Annotated in this window: 15 protein-coding genes and 1 rRNA gene; 12 read left to right on the top strand and 4 right to left on the bottom strand. The window is 67.4% G+C overall.

The features are described from left to right. Window positions 1-94: 94 nt before the first annotated feature. Both FBY35_RS09385 and FBY35_RS09380 read left to right on the top strand, forming a co-directional pair. A complete protein-coding gene (locus FBY35_RS09385) occupies window positions 95-436 on the top strand; it encodes a WXG100 family type VII secretion target (RefSeq protein ID WP_142213344.1) in 342 nt (113 codons plus the stop codon). Between the two features lie 40 nt (window positions 437-476). Next, window positions 477-770, top strand: a complete 294-nt coding sequence (locus FBY35_RS09380) for a WXG100 family type VII secretion target (protein ID WP_142213343.1) — start codon at window positions 477-479, stop codon at window positions 768-770. A 70-nt stretch (window positions 771-840) separates the two neighbouring features. Here FBY35_RS09380 and FBY35_RS09375 read toward each other — a convergent pair whose 3' ends face one another. Both FBY35_RS09375 and eccCa read right to left on the bottom strand, forming a co-directional pair. Beyond that, a complete protein-coding gene (locus FBY35_RS09375; protein WP_142213342.1) occupies window positions 841-1,086 on the bottom strand; it encodes a DUF397 domain-containing protein in 246 nt (81 codons plus the stop codon). A 48-nt stretch (window positions 1,087-1,134) separates the two neighbouring features. Continuing rightward, entirely contained in the window at window positions 1,135-5,085 is a 3,951-nt protein-coding gene (gene eccCa / locus FBY35_RS09370; protein ID WP_142213341.1) for a type VII secretion protein EccCa, read from the bottom strand. A 185-nt stretch (window positions 5,086-5,270) separates the two neighbouring features. Between eccCa and eccD the strand changes: the two genes are divergently transcribed. The 6 genes from eccD (at window position 5,271) to FBY35_RS09340 (ending at window position 12,369) form a co-directional block, all read left to right on the top strand. Beyond that, window positions 5,271-6,740, top strand: a complete 1,470-nt coding sequence (eccD, locus tag FBY35_RS09365; protein WP_142213340.1) for a type VII secretion integral membrane protein EccD — start codon at window positions 5,271-5,273, stop codon at window positions 6,738-6,740. A gap of 215 nt (window positions 6,741-6,955) precedes the next feature. Next, the gene (rpsO, locus tag FBY35_RS09360; protein WP_006346214.1) at window positions 6,956-7,246 is read left to right on the top strand and encodes a 30S ribosomal protein S15; all 291 of its coding nucleotides are present in this window, start codon (window positions 6,956-6,958) and stop codon (window positions 7,244-7,246) included. Window positions 7,247-7,537: 291 nt separating this feature from the next. Further along, on the top strand, window positions 7,538-9,757 hold the full coding sequence (locus FBY35_RS09355; protein ID WP_142213339.1) for a polyribonucleotide nucleotidyltransferase: 2,220 nt from the start codon (window positions 7,538-7,540) through the stop codon (window positions 9,755-9,757). Beyond that, the gene (locus tag FBY35_RS09350) at window positions 9,754-11,133 is read left to right on the top strand and encodes a pitrilysin family protein (protein WP_142213338.1); all 1,380 of its coding nucleotides are present in this window, start codon (window positions 9,754-9,756) and stop codon (window positions 11,131-11,133) included. Before FBY35_RS09355 ends, FBY35_RS09350 begins: the two co-directional genes overlap by 4 nt. A gap of 19 nt (window positions 11,134-11,152) precedes the next feature. Beyond that, a complete protein-coding gene (gene dapB / locus FBY35_RS09345; protein WP_142213337.1) occupies window positions 11,153-11,905 on the top strand; it encodes a 4-hydroxy-tetrahydrodipicolinate reductase in 753 nt (250 codons plus the stop codon). A gap of 5 nt (window positions 11,906-11,910) precedes the next feature. Then, complete coding sequence (locus tag FBY35_RS09340; RefSeq protein ID WP_142213336.1) at window positions 11,911-12,369, top strand: hypothetical protein; 459 nt, start codon at window positions 11,911-11,913, stop codon at window positions 12,367-12,369. Window positions 12,370-12,395: 26 nt separating this feature from the next. Here FBY35_RS09340 and FBY35_RS09335 read toward each other — a convergent pair whose 3' ends face one another. Next, window positions 12,396-12,944, bottom strand: a complete 549-nt coding sequence (locus FBY35_RS09335) for a hypothetical protein (RefSeq protein WP_142213335.1) — start codon at window positions 12,942-12,944, stop codon at window positions 12,396-12,398. Window positions 12,945-13,072: 128 nt separating this feature from the next. Continuing rightward, complete coding sequence (locus tag FBY35_RS09330) at window positions 13,073-13,339, bottom strand: hypothetical protein (RefSeq protein WP_142213334.1); 267 nt, start codon at window positions 13,337-13,339, stop codon at window positions 13,073-13,075. A gap of 177 nt (window positions 13,340-13,516) precedes the next feature. Here FBY35_RS09330 and thyX point away from each other — a divergent pair, with 177 nt between their 5' ends. The 4 genes from thyX (at window position 13,517) to FBY35_RS09305 (ending at window position 19,225) form a co-directional block, all read left to right on the top strand. Beyond that, window positions 13,517-14,257, top strand: coding sequence for an FAD-dependent thymidylate synthase (gene thyX, locus FBY35_RS09325; RefSeq protein ID WP_142213333.1), 741 nt, complete (start codon window positions 13,517-13,519; stop codon window positions 14,255-14,257). A 208-nt stretch (window positions 14,258-14,465) separates the two neighbouring features. After that, window positions 14,466-15,365: a 4-hydroxy-tetrahydrodipicolinate synthase gene (dapA, locus tag FBY35_RS09320; RefSeq protein WP_142213332.1), complete on the top strand. Its 900-nt coding sequence runs from the start codon at window positions 14,466-14,468 to the stop codon at window positions 15,363-15,365. Between the two features lie 133 nt (window positions 15,366-15,498). Further along, window positions 15,499-17,184 carry a ribonuclease J gene (locus FBY35_RS09315; protein WP_142213331.1) on the top strand — a complete coding sequence of 562 codons (1,686 nt, stop codon included), beginning with the start codon at window positions 15,499-15,501 and terminating at the stop codon, window positions 17,182-17,184. Window positions 17,185-17,699: 515 nt separating this feature from the next. Then, a 16S ribosomal RNA gene (locus FBY35_RS09305) occupies window positions 17,700-19,225 on the top strand. Window positions 19,226-19,244: the final 19 nt, after the last annotated feature.

The following is a 19,244-nucleotide window of genomic DNA, read 5'->3' as shown; positions in this document are numbered from 1 at the left end:
GAGTGACAGCAGGACTCAGTGAGGACTGGTCCGGCACGGGGGCGGCATCCACATGGCTTCCGTCTACGTCACCGTCGAAGGAAGAAGGGGCACGATGTCGGGTAGCGGCAAAGACCTGAACGTAACCAGTGGCGAAATCACCGGTCTGTCCAAGCAGATCGACAAGTTCCAGGGCGAGCTGAACTCGCGGATCGGCTCGCTCAACAGCGTCGTGGACCAGATCCAGTCCGGCTGGAAGGGCGCGGCGAGCCAGGAGTACGACCGGGTTCAGAAGGACCTCAACCTGCGTCTGCGGAACGTGCAGCGCGACCTGGAGAACCTCCAGAACCTCGTGAAGATGAGCGCCGACGGCTTCGATGCGCAGGAGACCGAGCGCATCCAGAGCTTCCGCAAGGCGGAATCCTCGCAGGGCAGCAGCGCCATCCTCAGCATCTGAGCCGTCCGGAACCTCGCCGAATCGCTACCAGGAGTACAGCATGACGACTGCGGTCAATTACGACACAGTGACCACCGCCGCCAGTGACGTCCGCGGCACCTCGAAGTACCTGAACGAGCAGCTCCGCGACCTGCTGTCGCACGTCAAGAGCGTTGCGGGCAACTGGGACGGTGAAGCCAAGACGGCCTACATCGAGATCCAGAGCAACCTCGCCAGCGACATGGACGGCCTGAACGCCGACCTGGCCCACATCGCGCGCCTGCTCGACGAGTCCGTCATCGGCTACCAGGACACGGACAAGGGCAACGCCGCCCGTTTCCGCATGATGCACTGACGAGCACCAGACAGACGCACAAGGGGGGTTGCCCGCCACTGGCGGGCAACCCCCCTTGTCGTACGTCCACTTACCTCAGATCGAACTCGCCGTCGCGCGCGCCGAGGACGAAGGCACGCCACTCGGCCTCCGTGTACCTCAGGACCGTCTCCGGGTCCAGCGACGAGCGCATCGCGACCGCCCCGCCCGGCAGATGAGCGATCTCGACGCGCTCCTCGTCCTTGCTCGTGCCGGGCGCGCCGATCCACTCCACACCGGAGATGTCGAGGGCGTACAGCTCTTCCTTCTGGCGTTCCTTCTCGCTTGCGTCAGCCATCGGCGCGGTCCCTCCCACAGACGTGTCGATCGAGGTGCGCGAACCACCCTACTGGTCCGGCAGCCAGCCCAGCTGCACGAGCGGTGCGCCCCGCTTGCGCGAGACGAACGTGCCACGCCCCGGAGGCATCGGCCGCGCCCGGACATTGCCGAGGATGTCGCCCTCGCCGGGGTCGCCCGACAGGATGACGCCCTGCGCCCCCAGTTCCTTGATGCGCTGCATGAAGGACTCGTACATGGCCCGGGACGCTCCGGCCTGGCTGCGCGCGACGATGAACCGGATGCCGACATCGCGGGCGAAGGGCAGATTGTCCACCAGCACCGAGAGCGGATTGCCGGAGTTGGTGGCGACCAGTTCGTAGTCGTCGATGAGCACGAAGAGCTGCGGTCCGGTCCACCAACTGCGGTCGCGCAGCTGCTGCGGAGTGATGTCCGGCTTCGGCGCCCGCTTGCCCATGACCGTGTTGATCGCGTCCATGTGCATTTCCATGGCGGACGTCATCGGCGCGTACTCCAGCAGATGCGAGGAGGGTACGGCCTCCAGCATCGTCCGCCGGTAGTCGCCGACCACGATCCTTGCCTGCTCCGGGGTGTAGCGCTCGGTGATCTGCTTGGCGATCAGCCGTAGCAGCGCCGTCTTTCCGGACTCGCTCTCGCCGAAGATCAGGAAGAACGGATCGCTCTCGAAGTCGACGAACACCGGCTCCAGGTTCGTCTCGTCGATGCCGATCGCGATGCCGTGCTGCGGGTACTCGAAGCCCTTCGGCAGCTGCTCGGCCGGCAGCCGGCGCGGCAGCAGCCGGACGGCAGGCGCCGGGGGGCCCGCCCAGTTCGCCTTGACGGCCTGGACGAATGCGGCCGTGCCCTCCGCCAGATCGGCGGAGCCACTGATCGAGTCGATACGCGGCAGAGCCGTCATGAAGTGCAGCTTCTCCGGGACCTGGCCACGGCCCGGTACACCGGTCGGGACGTTCGCGGCGACCTTGCGGTCGAACTCGGAGTCCATGACGTCACCGAGGCGCAGCTCGAGACGGCCCAGCATCTGGTCCTTGAGCGCCGCGCGCACCTCCATGTAGCGGGCGGCGGTGATGACGACATGGATGCCGTAGCCCAGACCGCGCGCCGCGAGGTCGGCGACCACCGGCTCCAGCATCTCGTAGTCGTTCTTGAAACCGCCCCAGCCGTCGATGACCAGGAAGACGTCTCCCCAGGCCTCGCCCGGCAGTTCGCCCGCGGCCCGCTTGCGGCGGTAGGTGGCGATGGAGTCGATGCCGTTGGCGCGGAAGAACTCCTCGCGCCGGTTCAGTACGCCCATGACCTCGGCGACCGCACGACGCACCCGCTCCGGGTCCAGGCGCGAGGCAATACCGCCGACATGCGGCAGGTCGGCCAGCGAGGACAGACCGCCACCGCCGAAGTCCAGCGCGTAGAACTGCACTTCGCTCGGGGTGTGCGTCAGGGCGAACGACGAGATCAGCGTCCGCATCAGCGTCGACTTTCCGGACTGCGGACCGCCGACGACCATCATGTGGCCCGCCGCGCCGGAGAAGTCCCGGTACAGCACCTCGCGGCGCTGCTCGAAGGGCTTGTCGATCAGGCCCAGCGGTACGGTGAGACCGCCCGGTCGTGTGTACTCCGTCGCGGTCAGGCCCCGGTCGGGGGTCGGCGCGAGACCGGGCAGCACCTGGTCGAGCGTGGGCGCCTCGTCCAGCGGCGGCAGCCACACCTGGTGGGCGGGCACGCCCTGTCCCTCGAGACGGCGCACGATCACATCGAGCACGGTGTCCGCCAGCGCCTCGTCGTCGGCGGCGGCCCGGGCGGTGGCGGCCGGGTCGGGAGCCGCGTACACGACCGGCACGGGGGCCGCGGTGAAGACAGCGGGCCGCCGCTCGATGGGCAGCTGGCCCACCGACAGATCCGGGCCTCCGGTGCGGTACGTCCCCGAGACGTACGCCGCCTTGAAACGGGTCATCTCCTCGGTGCCGAACTTCAGATAGCCGGAACCGGGCACCGACGGCAGGTGGTACGCGTCGGGCACGCCGATCGCCGTACGTGACTCGGCCGCCGAGAAGGTCCGCAGACCGATCCGGTACGAGAGATACGTGTCCAGGCCGCGCAGCTTGCCCTCTTCCAGGCGCTGGGAGGCCAGCAGCAGATGCACACCGAGGGAACGGCCGATCCGGCCGATCTGGATGAACATGTCGATGAAGTCGGGCTTGGCGGTGAGGAGTTCGGAGAACTCGTCGAGGACGAGAACCAGCGAGGCGAGCGGCTCCAGCGGAGCGCCGGCGGCACGTGCCTTCTCGTAGTCGTGGATGTTCGCGTAGTTGCCCGACTTGTGCAGCAGCTCCTGCCGCCGCTGCAGTTCACCGCGGATCGCGTCTCCCATGCGATCGACGAGTGTGAGGTCGTCCGAGAGGTTGGTGATCACGGCCGCGACGTGCGGCATCTGCGACATTCCCGCGAAGGTCGCACCACCCTTGAAGTCCGCGAGGACGAAGTTGAGGGTCTCCGAGGAGTGCGTGACCGCAAGGCCCAGCACCAGCGTGCGCAGCAACTCGGACTTTCCGGAACCGGTCGCGCCGACGCACAGACCGTGCGGGCCCATGCCCTCCTGCGCGGCCTCCTTGAGGTCGAGCATGACCGGCTGGCCGTCCTCGCCGACACCGATCGGCACCCGAAGACGCTCGGCCACCGAACGCGGCCGCCAGGTGCGCGCCACATCGATCCCTGCCGCGTCACCCAGGTTCAGCAGATCCGTGAAGTCCAGGTTGGCGAGCAGCGGTTCGTCGTCGTCGCCCCCGCCGATGCGCAGCGGCGCCAGCTGACGCGCGAGCGCCTCGGCCGCCGGCAGCGATATCCCGTCCGGCACACCCTCGTACGCCACCCGGGTACCGGACTCCAGGCGCAGCCGCCCGGGACGCACGACCACCGAGAGACCGCCGCGCGGCTCGTCCAGATCGCCGGAGACGACCTCGACTATGGTGACGCCCTGCAGTCCCTCGGCAGCCGCGAACAGCGAATCCGGCGGCACCATCCCGCCGTCCAGCACGACGACGACATGCGGCTGGTCCATGACCGGCTGGTTCTCCCGGCTGAACCGCGGCCGGCCGTCCAGGCGGCTGTGCAGCAGCTGCTCCAGCTCACCGAGGTCGTCGCCGAACAGCCGCTTGGTCCCTGCGCCGTCCACCTGACCGGCCACTTGTGTGTGCGGCAGCCACTTCGTCCAGTCCCAGCGCCCGACCGCGCCCGGCGCCGTCACGACCGCCAGCATCAGGTCTTCGGGGGAGTGCAGCGTCACCAGCTGGGAGACCAGCGCCCGCGCGGCCGACTGCGCGGACTCCGGCTCGCCGGAGACCGTCACGTGGTAGAAGGCACGCATTGAGACCGCCATCGGCAGCCCGTCCAACGAGCCGTGCACCGCGAGGAATTGCTGCATGGCCCCGGCCGACAGCGGCTCCAGCTCGTCCACCGGCGCCGTGTCCGGTGCGACGAGCGGTGTGGCCAGCTGCTGCGCGCCGAGACCGACGCGCACCTGTCCGAAGTCCCCGTCGCCCACACGCCGTTCCCACACCCGCGAGCCCTCGGCCACCAGCGACCACAGCTGTTCGGGGGCGGGATGCAGATACAACTGCGCGTCACGCTGCTTGCGCGCGGTCTTGCGCACCGTACGCCGCGTCTGGGCAAGGTATTTGAGGTAGTCACGGCGGACATCCGCCATTTGCCCCTGCGTACCCTTGCGGAATCTGACGATCTGGGCGACGACCATTCCGACCGTCGAGACCAGCATCATCACGCCCATGATGCGCATGAACGGAGGGGCCTGCGGCGAGAAGAAGAAGACCACCGAAGAACCCATGCCCAGGACGGGCAGGACCTGCATCAGCATGCCCTCCTGCTGACCCCGCGGCAGTTCCGGAGGAGCCTCCAGAGTCAGTTCCTCCGTGGGCACTTCAGGCGGCAGCGACCTCGGCGGGCGTTTCACGACGATCTGGCTCACCGGAGCATCAATCCCTCGATACGGACGGAAGACGGACGGGCGAATTCCGCGCCGGCGCCCCCGTGACTGCCTTTGCTGCGGACTTCCCTCCGCGCGACGGTGATCCTACTTGCAGACCCATCGGGTGTGTCCCGGTAGGGTGGCGCGCGCACCGTGCGCAACCGCGAATCAGGGGGTCCAGACACGTGAGTACGACCGCAGCGACCGGCTTCTGCCGCGTCACAGTCGTGGCGCCGGACAGCCGTATCGATGTCGCTCTTCCCGAGGACATCGCCGTCGCCGACGTCTACCCGGAGATTCTGCGCCTCACCGGCCAGACCCAGGCTCCGGGAACTCCGACCGGCTACCACCTGGTGCGCCGTGACGGCACGGTACTTGACGGCGCTCGCTCGCTCGCCGCCCAGCAGGTGCTCGACGGCGAGGTACTCAGCCTGCGCCCCTTCGCGGAGTCGCTGCCGCCCGCCGTGTTCGACGACGTCTCCGACGCCGTCGCCTCCGCCGTCACCCGCGACCGGCACCTGTGGAGCGACGAACTCCTGCGCGGCGCCGGGCTGGTGGGCGGTGTCCTGCTGCTGGTCCTGATGGGCTTCGTGCTGTGGTTCGCCGATCCGGTCCGCCACGACATGCACAGTCTTCCCGGCATCATCGCGGGAGCGGCCGGACTCCTGCTCACCGCCTTCGCGGGAGTACGCGCCCGGGTCTACTCCGACCGTGCCACCGCCGTCGCGCTGGGCCTCGGCGCTCTGCCGCTGCTGCTGATAGCGGGCTCCGGCATCATCGGCCCGGACGCCGGCCACGGTCCCGGCAAGCTGCAGTTCCTGCTCGGCTGTGTGACCGTCCTGGTCGCCTCGGTCGCTCTCGTCGCGCTCACCCCGAGCGGCGACGCCCCCTTCGTAGCGGCCACCTTCCTGAGCACCACCGGCACCATCGCCACCTTCGCCGCGATCCTCACCGAGGCCTCCGCCACCGAGACCGCCTCCGCCGTCGCCCCGGTCGCCATCGGCCTGGTCGCCTTCCTGCCCGGCCTCTCGGCCCGCTTCGCCCGGCTGCCGATCGGCTACGCCTCGCCGCGCAGCGCCGCCGAGGACGATTTCGAGGCCGACCCCAATGAGACCCCCGACGCCCAGCCCGTCGACGGCGAGCGGATCGCGGCCCAGGCCCGCCGCGGCCACGAAATGCTGCTCGGTCTGGTCGGCGGCTGCGCCGCGGTCGTCGTCGCCTGTGCCGCCGTGCTCGGCTTCTCCGACAGCGTCTGGGGCCAGTGCCTCGCCCTGGCCGCCGGTCTCGCGATGCTGCTGCGCGCGCGGCTCTTCCGCTACACCTCGCAGGTCGCCTGCACGCTCGTGGCCGGCATCGCCGCGATAGCGCTCCTGGTCCTCGGCCTCTCCCTGAACCCGCCCGTCGACCTGGTCAAGGATCTGCTGATGTACGGGGACCGGGGCGGCCTGGACATCCGTACGATCTGGCTCACCGCGGCCGTCGCTGCGGGCGCCGCCCTGATCACGGCGATCGGCCTGATCATTCCGCGCAAGGGCCTCTCGCCCTTCTGGGGCCGGCTGCTCGACCTCGCGGAGGGCGCGGTGCTGCTCTCACTGGTCCCGCTCTGCCTGGCCGTACTGGACGTCTTCAATGCGGCCCGCTCCATGACCAGCTAGGTCCTGTCCGGCAAGATCGGGCGGACAGGGCCTGGACCGGCTGTCAAGAGCCCGTCCGTGGGCTGGTACGCTGGGCGACGGCCGTTTGTGTACGCGTACCCGGAGTATCTGGGTGCAGCGCTCATCGGACCTTCGCCTCCGAGTCACGGAAGCTCCCCTGAGATCAAGACCAGGGGCACTCGTGGGCGCATCGAACATCAAAAGAGGAGTACCGAGTGTCTCTCGACGCCGCTACGAAGAAGCAGATCATGGCCGAGTTCGGCACCAAGGAGGGCGACACCGGCTCCCCCGAGGTCCAGGTCGCGATGCTCTCCCGCCGGATCTCGGACCTGACCGAGCACCTCAAGACGCACAAGCACGACCACCACTCCCGCCGTGGTCTGCTGATCCTGGTGGGCCAGCGCCGCCGTCTGCTGCAGTACCTGGCCAAGAAGGACATCCAGCGCTTCCGTACGCTGGTCGACCGCCTCGGCATCCGCCGCGGTGCGGCCGGCGGCGCCAAGTAAGACGCCGTGAAGGGAGCGGTTCCCACTCTTAGGGGGCCGCTCCCTTTGCTGTACGTGCGCGACGTACCGGACGGCATTTAGTCTGGTCGCACAAGGCAGTACCGAACGACAACGCAATAACGCAATACCGAACGAACGAGAAGCCGCCTCACCGCCGCCGGTCCTCGGTAGTGGCCCCCGGAGAACCAAGCCCCGGGTGCTTCGATCGAAGACCGGCCCGCAGAACGAGCGCTTCTCGGCCACCGTCCCCCGCCACACGGGCGAGGGGACGAAGACGAGGAGAAAACGCTAGTGGAGAACGAGACCCACTACGCCGAGGCCGTCATTGACAACGGTTCCTTCGGCACCCGCACCATCCGCTTCGAGACGGGCCGGCTGGCCAAGCAGGCCGCCGGTTCCGCCGTGGCGTACCTGGACGACGACACCATGGTGCTGTCGGCCACCACCGCTTCCAAGAAGCCCAAGGACCAGCTCGACTTCTTCCCCCTGACGGTGGACGTCGAGGAGCGGATGTACGCAGCCGGCAAGATCCCCGGCTCCTTCTTCCGTCGTGAGGGCCGGCCCTCCGAGGACGCGATCCTCACCTGCCGCCTGATCGACCGCCCGCTGCGCCCCTCCTTCAAGAAGGGCCTGCGCAACGAGATCCAGATCGTCGAGACGATCATGGCGCTCAACCCCGACCACCTGTACGACGTGGTCGCGATCAACGCCGCCTCCTGCTCCACGCAGCTGGCCGGCCTGCCCTTCTCCGGCCCCATCGGCGGCACCCGTGTCGCCCTGATCAAGGGCCAGTGGGTCGCCTTCCCGACGCACACCGAACTCGAGGACGCTGTCTTCGACATGGTGGTCGCCGGTCGCGTCCTGGAGGACGGCGACGTCGCGATCATGATGGTCGAGGCCGAGGCCACCGAGAAGACCATCGAGCTCGTCAAGGGCGGCGCCGAGGCGCCGACCGAGGAGCTCGTCGCTGCCGGTCTCGAGGCCGCGAAGCCCTTCATCAAGGCGCTGTGCAAGGCCCAGTCGGACCTCGCCGCCAAGGCCGCCAAGCCCACCGGCGAGTTCCCGGTCTTCCTCGACTACCAGGACGACGTCCTGGAGGCACTGACCGCGGCCGTCAAGGGCGAGCTCGCGCAGGCGCTCACCATCGCAGGCAAGCAGGAGCGCGAGACCGAGCTCGACCGCATCAAGGAGGTCGCCGCCGAGAAGCTGCTCCCGCAGTTCGAGGGCCGTGAGAAGGAGATCTCCGGTGCATACCGCGCGCTGACCAAGAAGCTGGTCCGCGAGCGCGTCATCAAGGACAAGGTCCGCATCGACGGCCGTGGCGTCACGGACATCCGTACGCTCGCCGCCGAGGTCGAGGCCATTCCGCGGGTACACGGCTCGGCGCTGTTCGAGCGTGGCGAGACCCAGATCCTGGGCGTCACCACCCTCAACATGCTCCGTATGGAGCAGCAGCTGGACACGCTTTCCCCGGTGACCCGCAAGCGCTACATGCACAACTACAACTTCCCGCCGTACTCCGTCGGTGAGACCGGCCGCGTCGGTTCGCCGAAGCGCCGCGAGATCGGCCACGGCGCGCTCGCCGAGCGCGCCATCGTGCCGGTGCTGCCGACGCGCGAGGAGTTCCCGTACGCCATCCGCCAGGTCTCCGAGGCGCTGGGCTCCAACGGCTCCACGTCCATGGGCTCGGTCTGCGCCTCCACCATGTCGCTGCTGAATGCCGGTGTGCCGCTCAAGGCCCCCGTCGCCGGTATCGCCATGGGTCTGATCTCCGAGGAGATCGACGGCCAGACGCACTACGTCGCACTCACCGACATCCTCGGTGCTGAGGACGCCTTCGGTGACATGGACTTCAAGGTCGCCGGTACGAAGACCTTCGTCACCGCGCTCCAGCTCGACACCAAGCTCGACGGCATCCCCGCCTCGGTCCTGGCCGCCGCGCTGAAGCAGGCCCGCGACGCCCGCCTCCACATCCTCGATGTGATGAACGAGGCCATCGACGTCCCGGACGAGATGTCCCCCAACGCCCCGCGGATCATCACCGTCAAGATCCCGGTGGACAAGATCGGTGAGGTCATCGGCCCCAAGGGCAAGATGATCAACCAGATCCAGGAGGACACCGGCGCCGACATCACGATCGAGGACGACGGCACCATCTACATCGGTGCCGCCGACGGACCGGCCGCCGAGGCCGCCCGCGCCACGATCAACGGCATCGCCAACCCGACCATGCCGGAGGTCGGCGAGCGCTACCTGGGCACGGTCGTCAAGACGACCACCTTCGGTGCGTTCGTGTCCCTGCTCCCGGGCAAGGACGGCCTGCTGCACATCTCGCAGATCCGCAAGCTCGCCGGTGGCAAGCGCGTGGAGAACGTCGAGGACGTGCTCGCGGTCGGCTCCAAGGTGCAGGTCGAGATCGCCGAGATCGACTCCCGCGGCAAGCTCTCCCTGATCCCCGTGATCGAGGGCGAAGAGTCCGCCGACGAGAACAAGGACGACGCTGCCAAGTGACGTCCCGTAGTTCCAGGACGACGGCCCGCACCTCTTCGGAGGCGCGGGCCGTCGCCCGTACCCAAACGCTTCTCAAGGGTGAGCACGGCATCGGCACCGTCCGCCGCACCGTCCTGCCCGGCGGCCTGCGCGTCGTCACCGAGACTCTGCCCTCCGTACGCTCCGCCACCTTCGGCATCTGGGCGAACGTCGGCTCTCGCGACGAGACGCCCTCGCTCGGCGGCGCCACACACTACCTGGAGCACCTCCTCTTCAAGGGCACGCGACGGCGTTCCGCCCTCGACATCTCATCGGCGATCGACGCGGTCGGCGGCGAGATGAACGCCTTCACGGCGAAGGAGTACACCTGCTACTACGCGCGCGTGCTCGACACCGACCTGCCGCTTGCCATCGACGTGGTCTGCGACATGCTCACCGGATCGCTGATCGTCCAGGACGACGTGGACGCCGAGCGCGGCGTCATCCTCGAAGAGATCGCGATGACCGAGGACGACCCGGGCGACTGCGTGCACGATCTGTTCGCGCACACGATGTTCGGAGACAGCCCCCTCGGCCGCCCGGTTCTCGGCACGGTCGAGACGGTCAACGCGCTGAGCGCCGACCGCGTCCGCCGCTTCTACAAGAAGCACTACGACCCGACCCATCTGGTCGTCGCGGCCGCGGGCAACATCGACCATGCCACCGTCGTACGCCAGGTCCGCAGGGCCTTCGAGAAGGCCGGCGCACCGTCCCGTACGGACGCGACCCCCACCCCGCCCCGCGGCGGGAACCGCACCCTGCGCACCGCCGGCCGCGTCGAACTGCTGGGCCGCAAGACCGAGCAGGCCCATGTCGTCCTCGGTATGCCCGGCCTCGCCCGCACCGACGACCGCCGCTGGGCGCTCGGCGTACTGAACACCGCCCTCGGCGGCGGCATGTCCTCGCGCCTGTTCCAGGAGGTCCGCGAGAAGCGCGGCCTGGCCTACAGCGTGTACTCGTACACCTCGGGCTTCGCCGACACCGGCCTCTTCGGCGTCTACGCGGGCTGCCGCCCCAGCCAGGTCCACGACGTCCTGAAGATCTGCCGAGACGAAATCGAGCGGGTCGCGTCCGAGGGTCTCTCGGACGAGGAGATCGGCCGCGCCGTCGGCCAGCTCTCCGGATCCACCGTGCTCGGCCTCGAGGACACCGGCGCGCTGATGAACCGCATCGGCAAGAGCGAACTGTGCTGGGGCTCGCAGATGTCGGTCGACGAGATGCTCCAGCAGATAGCCGCCGTCACCCCCGACGAGGTGCGCGCGGTAGCAGGCGAGGTGCTGGGACACCGCCCCTCCCTGTCGGTGATCGGCCCGCTGAAGGACAAGCAGGCGGACCGACTCCACGAAGCGGTCTCCTAACCGTAAGGAAGAGAGAGCAATGAGCAAGCTGCGCGTGGCCGTTCTCGGCGCCAGGGGCCGTATCGGCTCGGAAGCGGTACGAGCCATCGAGGCCGCCGACGACATGGAACTGGTCGCGGCTCTCGGCCGGGGCGACAAGCTGGAGGCCCTGGTCGATTCGGGAACCCAGGTCGTGGTCGAACTGACCACGCCGGCCTCGGTGATGGGCAATCTCGACTTCTGCGTACGCCACGGCATTCACGCCGTCGTCGGCACCACCGGCTGGACCGACGAACGCCTCTCGCAGCTGGGCACCTTGCTCGCCGCTTCGCCCGAGACCGGTGTCCTCATCGCACCGAACTTCTCCATCGGCGCCGTCCTCACCATGAAGTTCGCGCAGCAGGCCGCGCGGTACTTCGAGTCCGTCGAGGTGGTGGAACTGCACCACCCGAACAAGGCCGACGCCCCGAGCGGCACCGCGACCCGCACCGCCCAGCTCATCGCGGCAGCGCGCGCGGAGGCGGGCTGCGCCCCCCAGCCGGACGCGACCGTCACCGCGCTGGACGGCGCCCGCGGCGCGGACGTCGACGGCGTCCCCGTGCACGCCGTACGGCTGCGCGGTCTGCTCGCCCACCAGGAAGTCCTGCTGGGCGGCGAGGGCGAGACCCTGACGATCCGCCACGACTCACTCCACCACAGCAGCTTCATGCCGGGCATCCTGCTGGGTACCCGCCGTGTCGTATCCACCCCGGGCCTCACCTTCGGCCTGGAAAACTTCCTCGACCTGGGCTGACGGTCATGGGTGGAAAGATCACGTACTTCTTCCTCGCCACCGCGCTGGTGCTTGTCTTCGGCGTGGTGGCGCTGGAGGGCGTGCTGCTCATCCTGACCGGTGAGCCCGCCGCCATGGGGATGGGAGCGGTGGCCTTCCTGCTGCCGGTCGTCGGCGCCTGGTTCCTCTGGCACAACACCCGCTTCGCGCGCAACGCGCATCGGCTGGCCCGTGAGCTGGAGGCCGAAGGCGGGGTGCCGGCCGAGGAGTCGAGGCGTACGCCCGGCGGGCGGATCGACCGTGACGCGGCCGACGAGATCTTCGCGAAGCGGCGGGCCGAGACGGAGGTCTCACCGGACGACTGGCGCTGCTGGTTCCGGCTGGCCGTGGCCTACCACGATGCCCGTGACACCCCGCGCGCCCGCAAGGCGATGCAGCGCGCGATCACGCTGCACGACGGCCAGGCAAGCCCCTCAGGCGTGTGAGGAGCGGGGGTCCGAGGCGAGCCCGGTCAGGCTCCGCGGTACTCGGCCCCCCACGCCTCGACGGAGTCCGCCGCCCGGTCGAATGCCTCGACGCGTGACAGGAAGTCCGCGTTGTGATCGGTCAGCAGGGGCAGCGCTTCCCCGTGCTGCGCTACGGCGACGAGCGCCTGCCCCTGCACGGTGCGCGGCAGCCCGAGCCAGCGCACCGGCTGTTGCACGGTGCGTACCGCGGAGACGCGGTTCCACGGCACCGTCGCGGTCGAGAAGAAGGCCACCCGCCGCACTCCGTGCCGGCTGACCCAGACGCCCATTCGCAGCAGCCTCAGCGAGGCGAAGATGAGCGCGAGCCCCAGGCCCAGACAGACGCCCGCACCCGGCAGCTCACCGGCGAACGCGATGATCATCGCCGCGATGAGCACGAACGAGGCGAGCAGCAGCAACAGCGCCGCCGCGCCGACCCGCCACGGACCCGGACGGTACGGACGCCGCCAGCGGTCGTGATCGTCGAAGGGCAGCGCAACGTCGTCATCGCTCGTGCCAAACGCACGGTCGGCCGTCAGAAAAGGCAGGGGCACGACTGATCCTCACTCACCAGCACACTCGATTCGGCTGTGCCCGGTGAGGCTACCGAGGCGTTCACGGCCGGACCACCCCCGGGGGGCCATGGGGGTGCCCCCGCGCCCGTCACAGCCGGGGGAGAGAGTCAGCGCCCGACGGACGCCTCGGACTGCTGCGAATGTCCCGGCGTCCGGCTGGTTTCCAGCGCGGGAAGCCCGAAGAGCAGGGAGCCGGCCAGCCCGGCGACGATGGTCAGCCCGATCAGCGTACGCCCCGCGAGCTGGGAGACGCTGGGCCGTACACGGGGTGGCGGGGTCACGTTGCTGCGGAAGCGATCGGCCTCGGCGACAAACTCGAACGGGACGGCCTCTCGCCTGGGGGCACTGCCCAGCGGTAGCTGGGGGAGGGACATCAGGGCACTCTCCTGGGTTCTGGTCGGGATTCTCATCGGTGGTCTACTGGTAGAGACGTCAAAAGCAGTCATTTGGTGCCGTCGTTCCCCGATTTACCCAAAGAGCCCAGAGGCACTGCTGAGGCAATACGTCGTTAAAGTGGGCGCCGCCTATGCGTTCAACCGGAAGGACTCCTGGTGCCCGACACCCCCGCCGAGACAGCCACGCCCAGTTTCCGCAGCGATGTCACCGTCGAGCTGGTGAAGCACACCGCCGGTGACTCCGACGTGCTGTGGGCCGCCCGCGTCTCCACGGCAGGCGAGCAGTCTCTGGAGGAGCTCCAGAAGGACCCCGAGCGGTCCAAGGGACTGATCAACTACCTGATGCGGGACCGCCACGGCAGCCCCTTCGAGCACAACTCGATGACCTTCTTCATCAGCGCCCCGATCTTCGTCTTCCGCGAGTTCATGCGGCACCGGGTGGGCTGGTCCTACAACGAGGAGTCCGGGCGCTACCGCGAGCTGCAGCCGGTCTTCTACGTCCCGGGCCAGCAGCGCAAGCTTGTGCAGGAGGGCCGCCCCGGCAAATACGTCTTCATCGACGGCAGCCCGGAGCAGCACAAGGTCGTCACCGACGCCATGATCGACTCGTACCGCAGCTCGTACGAGACGTACCAGGAGATGCTCGCCGAGGGCATCGCCCGCGAGGTCGCACGCGCGGTACTCCCCGTCGGCCTGTTCTCGTCCATGTACGCCACCTGCAACGCCCGCTCGCTGATGCACTTCCTCGGCCTGCGCACACAGCACGAGCTGGCCAAGGTCCCGTCCTTCCCGCAGCGGGAGATCGAGATGGTCGGCGAGAAGATGGAGCAGCACTGGGCAAAGCTCATGCCGCTCACCTATGCGGCCTTCAATGGCAATGGCCGCATCGCCCCCTAGGACGCCATCGTCCCGTGGAGCACAGTTGTGCGGGCCGGACCGGAGAAGTGTCCGCATTGCGGTGTTTCGTGAAGTTCATCTAGGCTGATCAAACGGACCCGGCACTGCTTGAACCCCCGAGCAGGCAGTGCCGGGCTCCGCACGTCACGTCGTACGTCACGTCCCCCGAGGGGACACTGCCAAGTGAGCAGCGAGTAGCGTGTTACCCATGGCTCCGATCTCCACTCCGCAGATCCCCTTCGGGCGGGTCCTCACCGCCATGGTCACGCCCTTCACGGCGGACGGCGCACTCGACCTCGCCGGCGCACAGCAGCTGGCGGCCCATCTGGTGGACGCAGGCAACGACGGCCTGATCATCAATGGCACCACCGGTGAGTCGCCGACCACCAGCGACGCGGAGAAAGACCAGCTCGTACGGGCCGTACTGGAGGCCGTCGGAGACCGGGCCCATGTCGTCGCCGGTATCGGCACCAACGACACGCGCCACAGCATCGAGCTCGCCCGCACAGCCGAACGCTCCGGCGCGCACGGCCTGCTCGCGGTGACGCCGTACTACAACAAGCCCCCGCAGGAGGGCCTGTTCCGTCACTTCTCGGCCATCGCCGATGCGACCGAACTGCCCGTCATGCTCTACGACATCCCCGGCCGCAGTGGCGTCCCGATCGACACCGAAACGCTGGTGCGCCTCGCCGATCACCCGCGTATCGTCGCCAACAAGGACGCCAAGGGCGACCTGGGCCGCGCCAGCTGGGCCATCGCCCGCAGCGGTCTCGCCTGGTACTCCGGCGACGACATGCTCAACCTCCCGCTGCTCTCGGTCGGCGCCGTCGGCTTCGTGTCCGTAGTCGGCCATGTCGTCACCCCGGAGCTCCGCGCCCTCCTCGACGCCCACCTCACCGGTGACGTCCAGAAGGCCACCGAGATCCACCAGCAGCTGCTCCCGGTCTTCACGGGCATGTTCCGCACTCAGGGCGTCATCACCACCAAGGCGGCACTGGCCCTGCAGGGCCTCCCTGCCGGACCGCTCCGGCTTCCCCTGGTGGAGCTCTCCCCGGAGGAAACCGCGCAGCTCAAGATCGACCTCGCGGCCGGTGGGGTACAGCTCTAACCACAGACTTCACAACTGAATACGCGAAGAAGGCCGACCGAAACCGGTCGGAACCAAGACAACAGCAATTGCACGAATGTCATGTACGCCACGTGCCGGAGCGGTACGTGGCGTGCGTGGTGAGGAGAGTCTTTTGAGTCATCCGCATCCTGAACTCGGCGCCCCGCCGAAGCTTCCCAAGGGCGGCCTGCGCATCACCCCTCTCGGCGGTCTCGGCGAGATCGGCCGGAACATGACGGTCTTCGAATACGACGGCCGACTGCTCATCGTCGACTGCGGCGTCCTCTTCCCCGAGGAGGAGCAGCCCGGAATCGACCTGATCCTGCCGGACTTCACCACCCTCAGGGACCGCCTCGACGACATCGACGGCATCGTGCTCACGCACGGCCACGAGGACCACATCGGTGGCGTCCCGTTCCTGCTCCGCCTGAAGCAGGACATCCCGCTGATCGGCTCCAAGCTGACGCTCGCGCTGATCGAGGCGAAGCTCCAGGAGCACCGCATCCGCCCGTACACCCTCGAAGTCAACGAGGGCCACCGCGAGCGCATCGGCCCCTTCGACTGCGAGTTCATCGCGGTCAACCACTCCATCCCGGACGCGCTGGCCGTCGCCATCCGCACCCCCGCGGGCATGGTGGTCCACACCGGCGACTTCAAGATGGACCAGCTCCCGCTGGACGGCCGGCTGACCGACCTGCACGCGTTCGCGCGGCTGAGCGAGGAGGGCATCGACCTCCTGCTCTCGGACTCGACGAACGCCGAGGTCCCGGGCTTCGTCCCGCCCGAGCGTGACATCTCGAACGTCCTGCGCACGGTCTTCGCGAACGCCCAGAAGCGCATCATCGTCGCGAGCTTCGCCAGCCACGTCCACCGCATCCAGCAGATCCTCGACGCGGCCCACGAGTACGGCCGCCGCGTGGCTTTCGTGGGCCGCTCGATGGTCCGCAACATGGGTATCGCACGCGACCTGGGCTATCTGCGCGTCCCAGCGGGCCTTGTCGTCGACGTGAAGACGCTCGACGACCTCCCGGACCACGAAGTGGTCCTGGTCTGCACGGGCTCCCAGGGTGAACCGATGGCCGCCCTGTCCCGCATGGCCAACCGCGACCACCAGATCCGGATCGTCCAGGGCGACACCGTGATCCTTGCGTCGTCCCTGATCCCGGGCAACGAGAACGCGGTCTACCGCGTGATCAACGGCCTGACCCGCTGGGGCGCGAACGTCGTCCACAAGGGCAACGCCAAGGTCCATGTCTCGGGCCACGCCTCGGCCGGCGAGCTCCTGTACTTCTACAACATCTGCAAGCCGAAGAACCTGATGCCGGTTCACGGCGAATGGCGCCATCTGCGGGCCAACGCCGAACTCGGAGCCCTGACGGGCGTTCCGAAGGACCACATCGTCATCGCCGAGGACGGAGTCGTCGTCGACCTCGTCGACGGCAAGGCCAAGATCGTCGGCAAGGTCCAGGCCGGTTATGTGTACGTCGACGGCCTCTCGGTCGGCGATGTCACCGAGGCATCCCTCAAGGACCGCCGGATCCTCGGCGACGAGGGCATGATCTCGGTCTTCGTCGTGGTCGACTCGAGCACCGGCAAGGTCGTCGGCGGGCCGCACATCCACGCCCGCGGCTCCGGAATCGAGGACAGCGCCTTCGGCGCAGTACTACCGAAGATCGAGGAGGCGATCGCCAAGTCGGCCTCCGACGGGGTCGCCGAGCCGCACCAACTGCAGCAGCTGGTCCGCCGCGTGGCGGGCAAGTGGGTCTCCGACACCTACCGTCGGCGTCCGATGATCCTTCCGGTCGTCGTCGAGGTCTGACCTGGCCAACTCCGGAGCGGGGCCCCCGATTTGCATCGGGGCGCTCCGCTCCAGTACGTTTACGTCTCCGCCTGAAGGGGAACCCGGCGCGCACATGCGCTCGGGAACCGTCCCCGAAGTGGGCGGGAATTCCGACTCAGAATCTCTGATAAAGTCGGGTCAGCCGAAAGGCAATGGCCTTCCAACGGCCGCTGGAATCGAATTCCTCACCGGAAACGGAGCGGAAATAGAGTCTGGTAAGGTTGGAAATGCAAGACCGAAGGGAAGCGCCCGGAGGAAAGCCCGTGAGGGTGAGTACGAAGGAAGCGTCCGTTCCTTGAGAACTCAACAGCGTGCCAAAAGTCAACGCCAGATTGACAACCCCGGCCCATTTCGGTGGGTTGGAGGTTCCTTTGAAAGTCCTGTCGGCCCTTGTGGCGGGCAGGCGAAAACACAGCGAGGACGCTGTGGACGACTGGTCTTATTCCGACTGGTTGTCCCGCTCTTGTGGTGTTGAACCCGATTACGGGTAAACATTCATGGAGAGTTTGATCCTGGCTCAGGACGAACGCTGGCGGCGTGCTTAACACATGCAAGTCGAACGATGAAGCCCTTCGGGGTGGATTAGTGGCGAACGGGTGAGTAACACGTGGGCAATCTGCCCTTCACTCTGGGACAAGCCCTGGAAACGGGGTCTAATACCGGATACCACCTCCCGAGGCATCTTGGGGGGTTGAAAGCTCCGGCGGTGAAGGATGAGCCCGCGGCCTATCAGCTTGTTGGTGGGGTGATGGCCTACCAAGGCGACGACGGGTAGCCGGCCTGAGAGGGCGACCGGCCACACTGGGACTGAGACACGGCCCAGACTCCTACGGGAGGCAGCAGTGGGGAATATTGCACAATGGGCGAAAGCCTGATGCAGCGACGCCGCGTGAGGGATGACGGCCTTCGGGTTGTAAACCTCTTTCAGCAGGGAAGAAGCGCAAGTGACGGTACCTGCAGAAGAAGCGCCGGCTAACTACGTGCCAGCAGCCGCGGTAATACGTAGGGCGCAAGCGTTGTCCGGAATTATTGGGCGTAAAGAGCTCGTAGGCGGCTTGTCACGTCGGATGTGAAAGCCCGGGGCTTAACCCCGGGTCTGCATTCGATACGGGCTAGCTAGAGTGTGGTAGGGGAGATCGGAATTCCTGGTGTAGCGGTGAAATGCGCAGATATCAGGAGGAACACCGGTGGCGAAGGCGGATCTCTGGGCCATTACTGACGCTGAGGAGCGAAAGCGTGGGGAGCGAACAGGATTAGATACCCTGGTAGTCCACGCCGTAAACGTTGGGAACTAGGTGTTGGCGACATTCCACGTCGTCGGTGCCGCAGCTAACGCATTAAGTTCCCCGCCTGGGGAGTACGGCCGCAAGGCTAAAACTCAAAGGAATTGACGGGGGCCCGCACAAGCAGCGGAGCATGTGGCTTAATTCGACGCAACGCGAAGAACCTTACCAAGGCTTGACATATACCGGAAAGCATCAGAGATGGTGCCCCCCTTGTGGTCGGTATACAGGTGGTGCATGGCTGTCGTCAGCTCGTGTCGTGAGATGTTGGGTTAAGTCCCGCAACGAGCGCAACCCTTGTTCTGTGTTGCCAGCATGCCCTTCGGGGTGATGGGGACTCACAGGAGACTGCCGGGGTCAACTCGGAGGAAGGTGGGGACGACGTCAAGTCATCATGCCCCTTATGTCTTGGGCTGCACACGTGCTACAATGGCCGGTACAAAGAGCTGCGATGCCGCGAGGCGGAGCGAATCTCAAAAAGCCGGTCTCAGTTCGGATTGGGGTCTGCAACTCGACCCCATGAAGTCGGAGTTGCTAGTAATCGCAGATCAGCATTGCTGCGGTGAATACGTTCCCGGGCCTTGTACACACCGCCCGTCACGTCACGAAAGTCGGTAACACCCGAAGCCGGTGGCCCAACCCCTTGTGGGAGGGAGCTGTCGAAGGTGGGACTGGCGATTGGGACGAAGTCGTAACAAGGTAGCCGTACCGGAAGGTGCGGCTGGATCACCTCCTTTCTAAGGAGCATCTAGGCCC

This window comes from Streptomyces sp. SLBN-118 (assembly GCF_006715635.1).
Taxonomy (GTDB): domain Bacteria; phylum Actinomycetota; class Actinomycetes; order Streptomycetales; family Streptomycetaceae; genus Streptomyces.
This window is presented reverse-complemented; position numbering and strand designations above follow the sequence as displayed.